The 17,056-nt window shown below is 47.0% G+C and carries 12 protein-coding genes; 4 read left to right on the plus strand and 8 right to left on the minus strand.

From position 1 onward, the window contains the following. Positions 1 to 50: 50 nt before the first annotated feature. From secA to dapF, 4 genes are all read right to left on the minus strand, one after another. A complete protein-coding gene (gene secA, locus GSQ66_RS11895) occupies positions 51 to 3,425 on the minus strand; it encodes a preprotein translocase subunit SecA (protein WP_162427680.1) in 3,375 nt (1,124 codons plus the stop codon). 231 nt (positions 3,426 to 3,656) lie between these two features. Next, positions 3,657 to 4,106, minus strand: coding sequence for a GNAT family N-acetyltransferase (locus GSQ66_RS11900; protein ID WP_162427681.1), 450 nt, complete (start codon positions 4,104 to 4,106; stop codon positions 3,657 to 3,659). A 1-nt stretch (position 4,107) separates the two neighbouring features. Next, on the minus strand, positions 4,108 to 4,668 hold the full coding sequence (locus GSQ66_RS11905) for a GNAT family N-acetyltransferase (RefSeq protein ID WP_238395660.1): 561 nt from the start codon (positions 4,666 to 4,668) through the stop codon (positions 4,108 to 4,110). A 379-nt stretch (positions 4,669 to 5,047) separates the two neighbouring features. Next, positions 5,048 to 5,824 (minus strand): diaminopimelate epimerase, encoded by a 777-nt coding sequence (dapF, locus tag GSQ66_RS11910; RefSeq protein ID WP_162427682.1) that lies wholly within the window; start codon positions 5,822 to 5,824, stop codon positions 5,048 to 5,050. 107 nt (positions 5,825 to 5,931) lie between these two features. Between dapF and GSQ66_RS11915 the strand changes: the two genes are divergently transcribed. The 3 genes from GSQ66_RS11915 to GSQ66_RS11925 are packed head-to-tail and all read left to right on the plus strand — an operon-like array spanning position 5,932 to position 8,562. After that, entirely contained in the window at positions 5,932 to 6,825 is an 894-nt protein-coding gene (locus tag GSQ66_RS11915) for a class I SAM-dependent methyltransferase (RefSeq protein ID WP_162427683.1), read from the plus strand. A 57-nt stretch (positions 6,826 to 6,882) separates the two neighbouring features. Beyond that, complete coding sequence (locus GSQ66_RS11920; protein WP_162427684.1) at positions 6,883 to 7,566, plus strand: DUF559 domain-containing protein; 684 nt, start codon at positions 6,883 to 6,885, stop codon at positions 7,564 to 7,566. A gap of 60 nt (positions 7,567 to 7,626) precedes the next feature. Further along, positions 7,627 to 8,562, plus strand: a complete 936-nt coding sequence (locus GSQ66_RS11925) for a Ppx/GppA phosphatase family protein (protein WP_162427685.1) — start codon at positions 7,627 to 7,629, stop codon at positions 8,560 to 8,562. Positions 8,563 to 9,612: 1,050 nt separating this feature from the next. Here the strand turns inward: GSQ66_RS11925 and GSQ66_RS11930 are convergent. Continuing rightward, positions 9,613 to 11,997, minus strand: a complete 2,385-nt coding sequence (locus GSQ66_RS11930; RefSeq protein ID WP_162427686.1) for a hypothetical protein — start codon at positions 11,995 to 11,997, stop codon at positions 9,613 to 9,615. Positions 11,998 to 12,202: 205 nt separating this feature from the next. Between GSQ66_RS11930 and GSQ66_RS11935 the strand changes: the two genes are divergently transcribed. Continuing rightward, the gene (locus GSQ66_RS11935) at positions 12,203 to 13,270 is read left to right on the plus strand and encodes an Ldh family oxidoreductase (protein WP_162427687.1); all 1,068 of its coding nucleotides are present in this window, start codon (positions 12,203 to 12,205) and stop codon (positions 13,268 to 13,270) included. Between the two features lie 116 nt (positions 13,271 to 13,386). Here the strand turns inward: GSQ66_RS11935 and dnaK are convergent, their stop codons facing one another. The 3 genes from dnaK to eno form a co-directional block, all read right to left on the minus strand. Beyond that, a complete protein-coding gene (dnaK, locus tag GSQ66_RS11940; protein ID WP_162427688.1) occupies positions 13,387 to 15,249 on the minus strand; it encodes a molecular chaperone DnaK in 1,863 nt (620 codons plus the stop codon). A gap of 136 nt (positions 15,250 to 15,385) precedes the next feature. Further along, entirely contained in the window at positions 15,386 to 15,685 is a 300-nt protein-coding gene (locus tag GSQ66_RS11945; protein ID WP_162427689.1) for an FtsB family cell division protein, read from the minus strand. A 92-nt stretch (positions 15,686 to 15,777) separates the two neighbouring features. Beyond that, a complete protein-coding gene (gene eno / locus GSQ66_RS11950) occupies positions 15,778 to 17,055 on the minus strand; it encodes a phosphopyruvate hydratase (RefSeq protein ID WP_162427690.1) in 1,278 nt (425 codons plus the stop codon). Position 17,056 lies beyond the last annotated feature (1 nt).

Below are 17,056 nucleotides of genomic sequence, written 5' to 3' on the forward strand. Positions count from 1 at the left end.
TTAAATAAACATAAAGCAGCCACTAATTTGGGTTAGTGGCTGCGGGTATTTTAGTCTTCAATTATTGAACAGCGGTTGTGCAGCAGGTCGTCTTCTACAGTCTTGTATTTAACGTCCTTCACTACACGGCCATCCAGGTACTGCACGCTTACGCGGTCGTTACGTCCGGCTACTTTTTGTGAGTGTGCCGGCATAATTTTCTCAGGTTCCGGAGCCGGCATAGATGTATGACCAGACTGGTTCTCGAGCGATGAATGCACTTCCTGCTTCTGCTCTTTTAGTACCGGAGGCTTTGGAGCCATTGGCGGCCTAACCGGCTGCTGAACCTGCTCTGGTGCCTGTACCGGTATAAACGCATGGAAAAGGAAAGCAATCGTTTCTTCGTTCACCTTACCGATCATGCGCTTAAACAGCTCAAATGACTCAAACTTGTAGATCAACAGCGGATCTTTCTGTTCGTAAACCGCATTCTGTACGCTTTGCTTCAGGTCGTCCATCTGGCGCAGGTGGTCTGTCCAGGCCTGGTCTATAGTTCCCAGTGTAATCAGTTTCTCCATAGCACGGAGCAGTTCCATACCATGCGACTCGTACGTTTTGGTCAGGTTAGCTACAGCAGCAAGCTGGCGTTTGCCATCTGTAAACGGTACCGCTACGTTCTCGATCATTGGTCCACGGTTCGCATGGATGTCAGAAATGATCGGGTAAGCATGGTCAGCGACCTGCTTGTTGCGGGCCAGGTAATGATTCAGTGCTTCGTTGTATAAACGCTCCACTAACAGGTTTGCCTGTCCGGACTTGAACTCGTTTTCTGTGATAGTTGACTCAATACCAAATACACGCAGTACATGCAACTGGAAGTTATCGTAATCGTTGATGTTTTTATAGCTCACGATCACATCTTCACTGATATCATAGATCATGTTCCAGATATCCAGCTCCAGGCGCTCGCCGTAAAGGGCGTTTCTGCGGCGCTTATACACAACTTCACGCTGTGCGTTCATCACGTCATCGTATTCCAGCAAACGCTTACGCTGTCCGAAGTTGTTTTCTTCTACTTTCTTCTGCGCACGCTCAATCGAATTGGTGATCATCGAGTGCTGAATAACCTCTCCTTCTTCCAGACCCATGCGGTCCATCAGGCGGGCAATTCTGTCAGAACCGAACAAACGCATCAGGTTATCTTCAAGCGATACAAAGAACTGCGAAGAACCCGGGTCACCCTGGCGACCGGCACGACCACGCAACTGGCGGTCTACACGGCGCGACTCGTGGCGTTCTGTACCAATAATGGCCAGACCACCCGCTGCTTTGGATTCTGGTGCCAGTTTAATGTCGGTACCACGACCAGCCATGTTGGTAGCTATAGTTACGGTACTTGGTTTACCAGCTTCTGCCACAATTTCGGCTTCTTTCTGGTGCATTTTAGCGTTCAGTACCTGGTGCTTTATCTTACGCAGGGTAAGCATGCGGCTCAGCAATTCCGAAATCTCTACCGAAGTTGTACCAACCAGTACCGGGCGACCAGCTTCTGTTAAGGCTACAATTTCGTCGGCAACAGCATTGTATTTCTCACGAACAGTTTTGTAAACTTTGTCGTGCTCGTCTTTTCGTTGGATCGGGCGGTTGGTCGGAATTACAACCACGTCCAGTTTGTAGATATCCCAGAACTCGCCTGCTTCTGTTTCGGCAGTACCCGTCATACCAGACAGTTTGTGGTACATACGGAAGTAGTTCTGCAGCGTAACGGTAGCGTAAGTCTGTGTGGCATCTTCTACCTTCACGTTCTCTTTCGCTTCAATGGCCTGGTGCAAACCATCAGAATAACGACGGCCTTCCATTACACGACCTGTCTGCTCGTCTACGATCTTCACCTTGTTATCCGGCGTAACGATATACTCGGTGTCTTTTTCGAACAGCGTATAGGCCTTCAGTAACTGGTTTATAGTATGGATGCGTTTCGATTTCTCCTGGAAGTCTGCGATCAGGTGTTCTTTTGCCTGCAGCAGTTCTTCGTGAGAAAGCGATTTATCATTTTCCAGGTTGGCAATTTCAGTACCGATGTCCGGCATGATGAAGAAGTTCGGGTCTTCGCCCTGGCCTGTGATCAGGTCTACGCCTTGCTCCGTCAGTTCTATCTGGTTGTGCTTCTCATCTATCGTAAAGTATAGCGGCTCATCGGCTTCCGGCATCATACGGGAGTTATCCTGCAGGTAGTGGTTCTCTACTTTCTGCATGATAGCGCGGTTACCTGTCTCGCTCAGGAACTTGATAAGAGGCTTGCTCTTCGGCAGACCACGGTACGCTCTGAAAAGGGCAAGTCCGCCTTCTTTTTCATTACCTTCCTTAATAAGGCGTTTTGCTTCTGTCAGGAAGTTATTAACAACTTTACGCTGCGCTTCTACCAGCATCGAAATGCGTGGCTTCAGGATATGAAACTCGTGCTCATCGCCACGCGGCACCGGGCCGGAAATGATCAATGGCGTACGGGCATCGTCAATCAATACAGAGTCAACCTCATCGACCATGGCGTAATGGTGCTTGCGCTGTACCAGGTCCTGTGGCTCGCGGCTCATGTTATCACGCAGGTAATCGAAGCCGAACTCGTTGTTTGTACCGTAGGTGATGTCTGCTTTGTAGGCGTTACGACGGGCTTCAGAGTTTGGCTGGTGCTTGTCTATACAGTCGATGGTAATACCATGGAACTCGAACAACGGTGCCATCCACTCCGAGTCACGACGGGCAAGGTAATCGTTAACCGTTACCACGTGCACGCCACGGCCGGAAAGTGCGTTCAGGTAAGCTGGCAGTGTTGCTACCAGTGTTTTACCTTCACCTGTCGCCATCTCGGCAATTTTACCCTGGTGCAGTACTATACCACCTATCAGCTGCACATCGTAATGCAGCATTTCCCAGGTTATCTCGTTGCCGGCAGCTTCCCATTTGTTCGCCCAGATCGCTTTGTCGCCATCCAGTTGTACGTTTGGTTTGCGGGTAGCCAGGGCACGGTCCATGTCGTTAGCGGTAACTACCAGCTGCCCGTTTTCTTTCCAGCGGCGGGCAGTCTCTTTCACTACAGCAAAGCCGACAGGCAGCACTTCCATCAGCACTACTTCCAGGTCTTTGTTACGTTGCTTTTCCAGCTCGTCTATCTCCGAGAAAATAGCTTCTTTCTGAACAATGTTCAGTTCCTGCTCATCAGCCACACGCTTGTGCAGGGCTGCAATTTTATCGTCAATAGATTTCAGTCGCTCGTTAATTACCCCTCTTATCTCAACTGTTTTATGGCGCAGCTGGTCATCCGTGAGGTTCTTTAATTTTGCGTATTCTTCATTAACCTTAGATACATAAGGTAATACCTCTTTTATATCTTTGTCGGACTTGGTTCCGAATAGTTTCGCAACGGTTTTACCGAAAAAATCAAACATCTGTGTCGGTTGTTCTTAAATGAAATTCTTTGCTTACAATATGTCAAAAATAAGCTGTTTTTCTGACATATCGAATGTCTGTACTAAAACAATACCATAAAAATACCCACATAGGTTATCTGCCATATTTACCGGAAAAGTATAGCTGGTTTACTATTTACCGTTTATAGGGCTAATTAACTATGACAGAACAGGTAGGTTTTGCTTACGGAGGTGTTATTTTTTTGATTGCTAGCAGGTAGCAACTATAGCTTTATACGTTTCATGCTCCATTTCAAATCTGATTTCTCCCCTTCGGGTTAAGCCTTTAGGTTGCCAGCCGGCTTTGCAGTAAAAGGTTTCTGCCCTGGTTCCGGGACTTGTGGAGAGCCATAGTTTACCGATGCCCTGTTCAAAACTATAGTTAAGCATCAGGTTGTGCAGCTTTTTACCTATTCCCTTTTTTTCATGATTTGGGTCCATAAACAGCGCCCAGATGTTCGCATCCGATAGATCAACTATAGCAAAGCCAACTATAGCACCCTCTATTTCGCAAACCCAGCCAGCACCTTTTTCTTCCAGCATCTCCCTGTACGATTCGGGCGTAACCAGGGCAGGGTTAGATAGGATGTTTTCTTTTACAGCCATGCGCACCCACGACATACCCGGTATATCAGCTATAGTTGCCTTCCTGAATAACATACTATAGCTCCTGGTGACTATGGAAAATACGCTGCATTTCAACTACATTCTCCCAGCCATCAGGGGTCAGAAACCATTCTTTAAGAATACCTACCTGCTCAAAACCGCTTTTAGTGAAAAGATTTATGCTTGGCAGGTTTGTGGCAGTAACCGAACAGTATACCTGGTGGAGCCTGAGCGTGTCGCGGCAATAATTCAGCAGCAATTTAAGTGCATCGGCGGCATGGCCATTGCCTCGATATTCTTCTGTAATAACTATGCCTATGCCAGCACGGCGGTGTAAAGGGTCAAAATCATACAGATCGATGGCGCCTATAGTTTGCGCTTCGTGGTTGCAGACAATTAAGCGGAGTTGCTTTACGGTATAGATATCCAGGGCGGCATTCTCGAGGTACTGCTCCAGCACAAATTTAGAGTAAGGTGTAACCGTATTGCCTACATGCCAAACAGTTGTGTCGTTTTCTAAAGAGTACAGAAACTCCAGGTCGGTAGGTTCGAGGGCACGCAGGTAGGTTTGGTTTGTTTTCAGGAACACGGGGCTATAGTTTGTTGAATAGTACAAGCTACATAAAAAAGAAAAGACTCCCAACAATTTATAGTTGCTGAGAGCCTTGTTTTATAGTTAGGGTTATAGTTTATGTGCTATAGTTTAACCCACCCCTGCCCCTCCCGAGAGGGGAATTTCTACTACAGCTATAGTTTATGTTATAGTTCTATAGTTTTTGTTTGTCATCCACCTACCCCCTTCAAAGGGGGACTTTTTTACTTGTCATCCTGAAAGGATCTTGTAATCAAGTTGCAAAGGCTTAACCTCTCTCCCACCAGGTTTCTTTACAGAATGACAGTAAATTTTTAGTCTATTATAGTTGAATTACGCATTCCCGAATATTCCCCTTTGAAGGGGGCGGGGGATGGTTTACGATTCCAGAAAAATCTATAGTTTAAACCGCAACTGTACCGGTAAATACCTGCTTGGCTGGGCCGATCAAATAAATGTATTTAAAGCCGTCGTTACCGGATCTTTCAAAAGCTACTTCCAATTCGCCGCCCAGCACTTTTACTCTTACCGGGTCCAGCATTCCTTCAAGTCCTGCAACCAGCGCAGCAGCTGTAACCCCTGTCCCGCACGAAAGGGTCTCGTCTTCCACGCCACGCTCGTAGGTGCGTACAAATATTTCGTTATCGCCTGTTTTCTGCACAAAGTTTACGTTAGTGCCAACTGCGGCAAAACGGTCGTTGTACCGGATAGCGCGTCCTTCTGCAAATACATCTATAGTTTGCACATCATCTACAAAACGGATATAGTGTGGAGAGCCGGTGTTCAGGTAATAATCTTTACCAATTCTCTCTACTCCCTGCACGTCGTTCATCTTTAGCTGTATCAGGTCGCGCTCTATACTTGCCTGGTGCTCGCCATCGGCTGCTAAAAAGCAGGCCACGTCTTCTATTACACCCAGTTGCCGGGCAAAACGAACAGTGCAGCGTGCGCCATTTCCGCACATAGAGCCCACGCGGCCATCGGCGTTATAGTACACCATCTCGAAATCGTAGTCCGGGTGATCCTGTAGTAATATTAGACCGTCGGCGCCAACCCCCACGCGGCGGTCGCAAAGGTGTTTTACCAATGCTTCGTTCTCCCCTGGGAAGGTCATTTTCCGGTTGTCGATCATCACAAAATCGTTGCCGGTACCCTGGTATTTATAAAAACTGATTGCCATGTATCTGAAACAATTAAAACAGCTGGTTCGTGCCCTATTATGGTGTGGCAGATAATGCGTAATTTTACCGCCTTATAGGCACCACGCCTGAAATAAACGACAAAGATATGTATTCCTTTCTTACAACAGAAAACTGGGCCGATTACGAGTTAGTGGATAGTGGCAACTTTGAGAAACTGGAGCGTTTTGGCCAGTATTATGTAGCCCGCCCCGAGCCACAGGCCATCTGGGACAAGCACCTGCCCGAGCAGGAATGGCAGCGCATGGCCAATGCCGTATTTACCCGCGACAAAGGCAGCCAGGAAAAAGGCCAGTGGAAACTGAAGAAAGGAATGCCCGAGCAGTGGTTCATCAACTATACCTACAACGGCCTGAAGCTGCGCTTCCGGTTGGGTTTGTCGTCGTTTAAGCATGTGGGTTTGTTCCCGGAGCAGGACGCTAACTGGAAGTTTATTTACGACACCACCCGCAAATTAAAGACCCCACAGCCAAAAGTACTGAACATGTTTGCCTACACCGGTGCTGCCACGCTTGCTGCCAAAGCCGCCGGTGCCGACGTAACCCACCTCGACTCTATAAAGCAGGTTAACTTCTGGGCCCGCGACAACATGGAAGCCAGCAACCTGGACAACGTGCGCTGGATTGTGGAAGACGCCATGAAATATGCCCGCCGCGAAGTAAAGCGTGGCAACAAATATAACGGCATCATCCTGGACCCGCCAAGCTACGGCCGCGGCCCGAACGGCGAAAAATGGCAACTGGAAGACGAGTTGAACGAAATGATAAAGCTTTGCCGCGAGATGCTGGACGGCACTGATTATTTCCTGCTGATAAACCTGTACTCGATGGGCTTCTCGGCAATGGTGCTGGACAACCTGATGCGCGGTACGTTTGGCGACATGGTGAAGAACGAAGAGCTCGGCGAACTATACCTGCATGATAGCGGCGAGCGCAAATTGCCGTTGGGTACTTTCTTTAGGTTTACTTCGGTGGGGAGGTAGATTCAAACTCTTAAAATTATTAGTTATACTGCTATATAAATTATATCAATTTGAAATATGGATGAATTAGATGATTTTAAATTCGATTATGAAGGGTATAAAGAATATAGTAGGCGAGAGTTCATTAAATATGAATTTAATCAATTAGAAAAGATAACGGATAAATGGGGCTTCATAAGGCAAATGTATATGGAGTTGATGCCAGAAATTATATCTGCAGCTAGACGTGATATTGCAATACCTATTAGTCCTTATTTTCTTGACTGGAGTTCTCATTTTTCTCCAATTGAATTTCATGCATGGTGCTCTATCAGGGCTATGAGGATAGCGCTTTATCCCCAGTTCCCCTTATTTAATTACTTTGTGGATTTCGCTAATCCTTATCTAAGAATTGGTTTGGAATTAGATGGGAAAGACTATCATGATGTGGACAAGGATAAACAGAGAGATGAACTACTGTATAAGTTTGGATGGAAAATATTTAGAGTTCAAGGTAAAGAAACAAATACTGAATATAAGGAGTCAGGCGAGATAGAATCTGATTACATAGACTTTCAAGATGAGAATCAAAGATATAATGACTTATCTAACTGGTTGTTGAACACTAGTGATGGAGTTATTAACGCTTTAAGAATTGTCTATTTTGAAAAGGAACATCACGACGAGCTAATTTGGAGATTAGCTATTAAAACTTTAGAGAAGCATAACTTGGTTGGTTTTACTATCATCGATACTGATTAATAAAGAGAAATCTAAGATTTAAAGCTCAGCCTTCAAACAATCATCAATTAACAACCAACTATGAACAATCGCCTTGCACTAATCGACATGGGTACGAATACATTTCACTTGCTGGTAACGGAAGTGAATGAGCAGGGGCAGTTGCGCGACCTGTATAAAACTAAAGTACCAGTGCGTTTGGGCCAAGGCGGCATCAGCAATGGTAACATCGCTCCCGAAGCTTATGAGCGGGCTCTTAAAACGCTGAAAGATTTCCGGAAGGTGATTGATGAGCATGGCGCTGAAACAGTTCGGGCAATGGCTACGAGCATGGTGCGCAACGCTGCCAACGGCGACGATTTTGTAAAGGACATCTACAAACAGACCGATATTGAAGTAGAAGTGATAGACGGTGCCCGCGAAGCCGAACTGATCTACTATGGTGTGCGCTTCGCTGGTGTGCTGGATGAGCAGACAGCCCTTATCATGGATATTGGTGGAGGCAGCGTGGAGTTTATACTTTGCAACAACCAGGAGATTTTCTGGAAACGCAGCTTCGAGGTAGGTGCCCAGCGCCTGATGGACCAGTTCTTCACCGCAGACCCGATGCCAGCCGAAAGCATAGCCGCCGAAAAAGCTTACTTAGCCGAGAAACTACAACCACTTACCGAAGCCATAGCCCAGTATATACCAACTATACTTGTAGGCTCATCCGGCACCTTCGATACGCTTTGTGATATTGATGCACTCCGCAAAGGTGACACTTCGCGCCAGCAAATTATACCGCCAGCTTCAGAACTGGCCATGGAAGATTTCTATAGTATCTACAGAGAGTTTTTGAGCAAAACCCACGACGAGCGTTTAGCTATCCCCGGTATGCTAGAAATGCGCGTGGACATGATCGTGCTGGCAACTATACTGGTAGATTTTGTGCTGGATAACTATAAGCTGCAGAAGATTCGGGTATCGTCGTATGCGCTGAAGGAAGGTGTTCTGCAACAGATGCTGGCGAAGTAAGTTGTCTGAATCAGGACTTTCAGGATTTAGGGATTAACAGGATTTAAGACCTCGTAGCGTGCGCAGCTCCTACGAGCGTCTAGCTAAAAGCTATAATTTCTGATTTAACCCACCCCTACCCCTCCAGGGAGGGGAATTTTGTTGTTGCTATAGTTAAGGGTATTGTTTTATAGTTACTGTTTTGACACCCCTATAGTCTCCTCAAGGGCAGAGCCGATCCTATTAAATACAACCTCTTTAAAGCCCTCGCGTCCCGCGAGAGTGAGTTAGAGTTACATAGTGGCGTCCCGCTACTTGTGCCGCAGGCACAGGTTAAAGCGGCCAGAGTCCGCAGGTAGCTCACACTCGCGGGACGCGAGCGAGAGCGAATTAGAGAATGAAATGGCCTTGCTCACAAGAGGACAGTTTCTGCCACTGCTATAGTTTGAGTTATAGTTCTATAGTTACAGCCTGTTGAGCGGACAGGTCGCGATCTGTCCCTACGAAGGGTGACTTTTTGCTAGTGCTTGCCCAACAGTCATTTCGACCAGCGGGAAAAATCTGAATTAGCTATAGTTACAGACCACGCACAGGACAGGTCGCAACCTGTCCCTACGGAAATAGCACCACGATAAAGCGATGCAACTATAGTTTCTCAAGTAAACTATCGTTGCAGCTATCGAGCTGCTCGCAGTCTTTGGGTTGAGCGCCTTTGATTTATTGCGGTGGCGTAGCCAACACGAGCGCAGCGAGAGTAGCAAGAAAGCAGCAGCGCGATGCCCTTATCGAGGGCCCCTCCCCCAAGACGGGGCCTCCCGGCCGTGAGGGCACCAAAGCCAACTATAGAACGATAGGTAGGTAGAGCTCCCAGGATGAGAAGTAACTATAGAAGAAAAGACTTAGTTCGAAGTGTAGAGTATCAAACTATAATCCGAGATAGATTTCTCACTTTGTTCGAAATGACAAAAGAGAAACTATAGAACATAGAATTTTCCTAAGCTAATGCTCAGAATGACATTGAAGAAGCTAGATGCAACAAAAAAGGCAGGATATTCTCCTGCCTTTTTGCTTTTAAGCTTTTGCTAAACGCTTTCTTTCCTTTTCGTAAGCCTTTCTCAGCTTTTTCAGATCGCGGTTGTTACTGGTGTGCTTCATGGCTAAAGCTTCTGCATCGTCTTTTAAACCCAACTGCACATCCTGCGACGCCAGCTGCTTGCCAAGTTGCTCCTGTACACGCTTCGTTTTGCGGTTTTTATAATCTTTCTGCAAAAGTATAGTTAGCAGGTTAATGGCAATTTCTTCTTCGCCCTGGCTGGCATAGTACTGAACTACTTCAGCAGTAAATGGCAGCTTGGTTGTTTCCTTGGCATAGTTGTACAGCGAGATATAGTCCAGGCCGAAACGGTTTACTTCGTAGGCCTTATAATGCTTTTCTGCCTGGTTGTAGGTTTGCAGAGCTTCGGTGTAGCGACTGCTGGCCACAAAACGGTTTATATCTTCGAGCATTTGCTGGTATCTAACTGCGGGTAGTATCGCTTCACGTCCGTCTTTAGCTGTAAAGTCAGCTAGCTGGCAGACAGTATTATCACCGGCAACTTTAAGGGCAGCAGTATAAGCTTTATCAGCAGCCAGGAATTGTTTGTTACGAGCCAGTTCTTTTGCCTGCTGCAGATGGTCGTCGTAGGCATTTTGCGCATTCTGGCATTCCTGGGTTACAATACGGTCGCGGAGCAGGTTATACTTGCCAACTACCTCTTTATCCTGAGTTAACCCATAACGGCCCTGCATGGCTATTGCTTTAGAGGCCAGCGCACGTGCATCGGTCAACTGGTTGTTCATGGCTTGCTGGTAACCGGTTTGTAGTTCGGCCAGCAATACCGGTTTGGCAGCTTTCTGCGCAAGGGTGCCAAGCTCATTCACTTTTTTAAAAGTATACCTGTCCTGTAGTTCCAAGGCGGCATCGAACTGGCTAAGCGCAGCTGTATAATTTTTGCTGTTCAGGTAGCTTTTGCCTTTATCGATGTACGTTACATAGTATGTATATTTTACCTGATTCTGTAAGTCAATGGCTTCGGTTGGCTGCGGCATTACATCCCGGTAATCGCTCTGGAAACGCAGGGCTTCCTCGGCTAACTTATCGGCCTGTGCTATGTTGTTACGGCTAAATTCGCGCTTTCCTTCTGCTATAATGTTGTGATACATACCTGTTGCGGCACGACCTTCCCCTTCGCGCAGGGCAGGCATATTACAACCTAAGCCGCCAACTCTGTCACACATTTCGCGGGCATTCCCGAAGGCTTGCAGCGCCGCATTATAGTCTCTGTTGTTAACTAAACTATGGCCGCGGTTGATGTGCGATGTGTAAATATCATGCGCCAGCACCTGCGCCATCTGGCGGGTTTCCGGGTCAATACGCATTCCGGTCAACACATCCAGGGTACGGGCGGTGGCTTCGTTCAGGTAACCGTTCACAAAATCAAGGCGGGCTAACTGCAGGTGCGATGGTGCAAATTTTGGATTTACTTCCAGCGACTTTATAAAATAAGCCTGCGCTGCATTTCCGTTTCCGGTTGTTACAAGGCTCATTCCTTTGTTAAAGAACTGCAGATCCATGGTGCTCAGGGCATAGTCTACAGCACGGCGGCGTTCCTTCATCAGGCGGTTCAGGTCGGCCATTTTATCTGTCAGATGTTGCGGGTCGTACTGGCGCAGGTTCAGTTTATCTCTATAGTTTTCATCCTTAATGCGCTCATACATGTCTTCCATCTGGCGCAGGTTACGGTCGTGCAGGCTGATGCGGTCTACATCCTCGGGCTGAATACGGCTTACATCCTGCAGGGCACGGCTTATGGTTGCTTCGGCAGTGTAATAATTTTGCACCAGTTCCTGGTATCTTTTAAAGCGGTTTACACTTTCTGAAGTATAAATCAGCTCTTTCGGCTCTACCACCAAACTATAGTTCTGATTAGCGGTAGTTGTATCAGGCATGGTTACATCCAGCACTACCACTCCTTCTTTACTGAAAGAAATATTGGTCAGGTTAAAGGCCTGCAGTTCTTTTTTCCTGCCATCCAGCAGTTTGATCTTCGCATTCAGCTTTTCGGGTAACAGTACATCTTCTACGCCAAAGCCTTTGTAGGTAACATCGCTATTAACCCCAATTTTGCTGAGTTTAACTGTTAACTGCAGTGCATTCCCAGTATCGGCAATACGGGCCTGCTGCTCCATCCGAACTGTAAATTCCGGGTTACGGGCCGGGCGGCCGCCACCTTTCCGCACATCCCCATCGCGCAGCAGGTTAACTATAGCATTGATGTGTGTCTGGCTACTGTTACCTGTTGTGCTGTACTTTATCAGGTAAGCTTCCGGGGTAGTTTGATCAAAAATAAGTTTGGTCTGGGCCTGTGCCACAAAAGCAGCCAGTAGTATAAAAGCGGAGAGTATAGCTCGTATCATAGTAAAAATATAATTTGCCTAAGCTGGCACAGACAAAATCTGTTCCATAAACTTATTCAGGCTCTAAAGTATATAAAAAAGTACATATTTAAAGCAGTTTACCGAACTATAGCTTTTGCTGAGACAAGGATAAAGCCGGTATTAATGAAGGGTTTAGTAGCAGAATTTATTAATTTGCCGCTCTTACTACCGCAATTCAGAATACATGTATACTTACCGACAATTATTTAATTTTACCCAGGAAATATTTTTAGCCATTGGCTGCCCGCCAAAGGATGCCAAGTTAGCCGCCGAAGTTTTACTGGAAGCTGACCTGCGGGGCGTTGACTCGCATGGTGTAGCCCGACTGAGCGGCTATGTGCGCCTTTGGGAAGCCGGAAGAATAAACCCGACTCCCAACATGCGCATTGTGCACGAAACACCCAGTACAGCCACCGTAGATGGCGATGGCGGCCTGGGATTGGTAATTGCCCCGAAAGCGATGGACATTGCCATTGAGAAAGCCGATAAAGTAGGAACAGGCTGGGTGTCGGTGCGAAACTCCAACCACTTCGGCATTGCCGGCTACCACGCCATGGAAGCGCTGAGTTCGGATATGATAGGCATGGCCATGACAAACGCTAGCCCGCTTGTTGCTCCAACCCACTCAGTAGACCGTATGCTAGGCACCAACCCGATTGCCGTAGCTGTACCAACTAAAAAACAACCACCGTTTGTAGCCGACTTTGCCACTGCATCAGCAGCCAATGGTAAACTGGAGATACTGCAGCGTAAAAACAAGAAAGCACCCGTAGGCTGGATTCAGACTGCCGAAGGCGAAGACACCGATAATGCGAATGAACTGAAAGATGGCGGCGCTTTACTCCCACTCGGTTCGGACCTGGTACACGGCAGTCACAAAGGCTATGCACTGGCGGCTATAGTTGATATTTTCTCGGCTGTGCTTTCGGGCGCCAACTATGGCCCCTGGGTTCCGCCATTTGTTTCATTTCTTAATCCACCTGCCGATCCAGTTGGGAAAGGAATCGGCCACTTTTTAGGAGCCATGCGCATTGATGCCTTCAGGCCGGCTGATGAGTTTAAAGACAACATGGACCGATGGATAGAAACCTTCAGAGCTGCCAAAACCAAGAAAGGTGAAAAAGCAGTGTTGATCCCCGGCGACCCTGAACGCGAAATGACGGAAATCCGCCTGAAAGAAGGAATTCCGTTGCTCGAACCTGTGGCTGAAGACCTTGAAAAGCTGGGCAAAAAGTTCGGTATTAAGTTCTAAACTATAAGATCAACTACAAAACGAGAGCGCCGGCAACTATAAGTTGTCGGCGCTCTCGTTTTTTCAGGAATGATTAACACATCCCTACCTCTCTCAAGAGGGGAATTAAAAATTACTCACTCTATCTTTTTACCGGCCATGGCCTGCTTAATAGAAATCTGCATAACACGCTCTGCAAACGGGCTGGTTTGTTCTTCCAGCGTATCTACTGCTGCCAGAATAGCATCCTTGTCTCCACCAGGCAGTACGTCTTTCAGATTTTGCACATTGGTTCTGGTAAGCTCCACTTCTTCAGCAGTCAGGTGTTGGCCGTTCTTTTCAACAAAGCGCTCTACCTGGTAGATCATCTGCTCGGCAGTAGTACGGGCTTCTATCACCATTCGGGTATTCACGTCTTCGCGGGCGTGCGTAATAGAATCCATCAGCATTTGTTCTACCTGCTCATCTGTCAGGCCGTACTGTGGCTTTACTTCCACTTCCTGGCGCACACCGGAACGCAACTCAATGGCTTCTACTTTCAGGATACCATCGGCATTAAGTATAAAGTTAACATCTACCTTCGGGAAACCAGCTGGCATAGCTGGTATACCTTTCAGGTCGAACTCGGCCAGCTTACGGTTTTCTTTCACAAGGTCACGCTCTCCCTGGTACACCGATATCTTCATGTTCACTTGCCCGTCTACTGAAGTAGTATACTGTCGGCCTGCTTTGGTTGGTATCTTAGAGTTTCTAGGAATGATTGAGTCCATCAGACCACCCATCGTTTCGATACCTAAGGTAAGCGGCGTTACATCCAGCAGCAGAATATCTTTACGGTTACCAGCCAGAATATCGGCTTGTATGGCTGCTCCAAGCGATACTACTTCATCCGGGTTAAGCGTGTTGTTGGCTTGTTTACCAAAAAAGTCAGAAACAGCATCGTACACCATGGGCACACGCGTAGAACCACCAACCATGATCACGGCATCTATCTGCTCGGGCTGTAGTTTGGCATCTGCCATGGCCATGCGGCAACTTTCTATAGTTCGGGCTACAGTTGGAGCAATTAGTGTTTCAAACGTATGGCGCTCTAAATGGCAATCAATAGTTCCGTTTATAGTTCCGGTAAACACTGGCTGAGAGCTCAGCACCTTCTTCGCTTCTTCGGCTTTTAAACGAAGTTCCTGTTGCAGGTTCTTATCCTCATTCACCGTATCGGCAATCAGCTGGTTTTGCTGTATCCAGTGGTTGATGATCGCTCTGTCAAAGTCATCGCCTCCCAAATAGGTATCGCCGTTGGTAGAGAGCACTTCAAAAATACCCTGGTGTATGCTCAGGATAGAGATATCAAATGTACCACCACCTAAATCGTAGACTGCAACGGTTTTCTCTTCGTTCGGGTCAATACCGATACCATAAGCTAGTGCCGCCGCAGTAGGTTCGTTAACTATACGCAACACTTCCAGACCGGCCAGTTTACCGGCGTCGCGGGTTGCCTGGCGCTGTGAGTCGTTAAAGTAAGCCGGTACCGTAATTACCGCACGGTTAACTGGTGTTTTAAGCGAGTGTTCAGCGCGCTCACGCAGTTCCTTCAGTATCTCTGCCGATAGCTCAATGGGCGAATAGAATTTATCTCCTACTCGTATCTTCACTAAACCTTCGCTGTCGTCATCAATTATCTTGTAACCAAAGTAGTCTTTGTGCTCGCCAACATCTTTATACGACTTGCCCAGCAGGCGCTTAACAGAGTAAATAGTATTTGCCGGATCGGTGGTCAGGTAGTCTCTTGCTTCGGTACCAACTATAGTTTCGCCGGTTTTGGTAAAATGCACCACAGACGGCACAATCGTTCCGCGGCCCTGGTCATTAATAGCGATGGGTGTTTTATCTTCAGGATGGATGTAGGCCACCAGGCTGTTGGTTGTGCCCAAATCTATACCTACTATAACTTCTTCCTGCTGAATAGAGCCGGTAGAGAGGTTTATTGCAACTTTTGCCATAGTATCTATACTTAGGTGAGGCCGCAAGCTTATAGTTGCAGCTCAATGGCACAAAGTTACGAATTATTTAGGCAGGGATTAAGTGATATGTGGTTATTGCGGTCTATAGTTTAAGACAAGCTCTAAACTATAGAAACTACTTTTCTTCCTTCGTAACTATAATAAAGACATCCTCATTCGGGCGCTTCATCAGGTATTTTTCGCGGGCGTACTTTTCCAATAGATCGGCATTTCCCATCAGGGCTTTGCGGTCTTTCTCCACTTCTTCCATTTTCTCCATGTAATCTTCTTTCACAGCTTCCAGGTCGCTTAGCTGTTTGCTCATCTGGTACTGTGTAACAAAGTCGTTAGAGTCGAAAAAGAGCATCCATACCACAAACAGGGCGGTTGTGATAAAATAAAAGCTACGGAAGAATTTGGGGATGCGCTTGATCATAGGAACACGAGGGCTAAAAGTACTTACACAAAATAAGGCTGTGGATCATATAACCCACAGCCTTAGAGATAAATATTTTTAAATATTGGATTTTAGAACTTACGGCCCGGATAGTACGCAATTTCACCAAGCTCTTCTTCGATACGAAGCAGCTGATTATACTTCGCCATACGGTCAGAACGTGAAGCTGAACCAGTTTTGATCTGGCCTGTGTTAAGCGCCACTGCCAAGTCAGCAATCGTGTTATCTTCTGTCTCGCCCGAACGGTGGCTCATCACGCTCTTATAACCATGGCGCAAGCCTAAGTTAATAGCGTTTATAGTTTCCGTAAGTGTCCCAATCTGGTTTACTTTGATCAGGATAGAGTTAGCAACACCCTGGTCTATGCCCTGCTGCAGACGCTTCACGTTGGTTACGAAAAGGTCATCACCTACCAGCTGTACATTTTTACCGATTTTCTCAGTAAGCTCTTTCCAGCCAGCCCAGTCGTCTTCTGCCATACCATCTTCAATCGAGATGATCGGGTATTTCTCCGTCCACTCTTTCCAGTAGCTTACCATATCCGAAGACGACAGCTTATCACCGGTAGATTTCTTGAAGGTGTAAAGACCTGTAGATGCATCGTAGAACTCAGAACTGGCCGCATCCATCGCAATCATCATATCGTCACCTGGCTTGTAACCTGCTGCTTCAATAGCCTGCAATACCACTTCGATAGCTTCCACGTTAGATGCGATGTTCGGTGCAAAACCACCTTCATCACCTACGTTTGTAGACAAGCCTTTCTTCTTCAGTACATTCTTCAGGTGGTGGAATACCTCAGAACCCATGCGCAACGCTTCAGAGAACGAAGGCGCACCAACCGGCATGATCATGAATTCCTGGAAGTCGATGGCATTATCAGCATGGCTACCACCGTTCAGGATGTTCATCATAGGCACAGGTAGTGTATTCGCATTAACACCACCTACATAGCGGTAAAGCGGCATGTTAAGCTCCTGAGCAGCAGCACGCGCAATTGCCAGCGACACACCTAAGATAGCGTTTGCACCCAGCTTGCCTTTGTTGTCCGATCCATCCAGCTCGATCATGATCTTATCCAGCAGGTTCTGGTCAAACACCGGGAAACCAATAAGCTCTTCAGCGATTGTATCATTTACGTTTTTAACTGCCTGCAGCACACCCTTGCCCATGTACTTGCCCTTGTCTCCATCACGAAGCTCAACTGCCTCATGAATACCGGTAGACGCGCCAGATGGTACAGCAGCACGACCCATTATACCAGTTTCAGTTATTACATCAACTTCTACAGTAGGATTGCCTCTAGAATCGAAGATCTGTCTGGCTTTGATATCAGTGATTAAGCTCATT

Source organism: Pontibacter pudoricolor, assembly GCF_010092985.1.
In the GTDB taxonomy this organism is placed as follows: Bacteria; Bacteroidota; Bacteroidia; order Cytophagales; family Hymenobacteraceae; genus Pontibacter; species Pontibacter pudoricolor.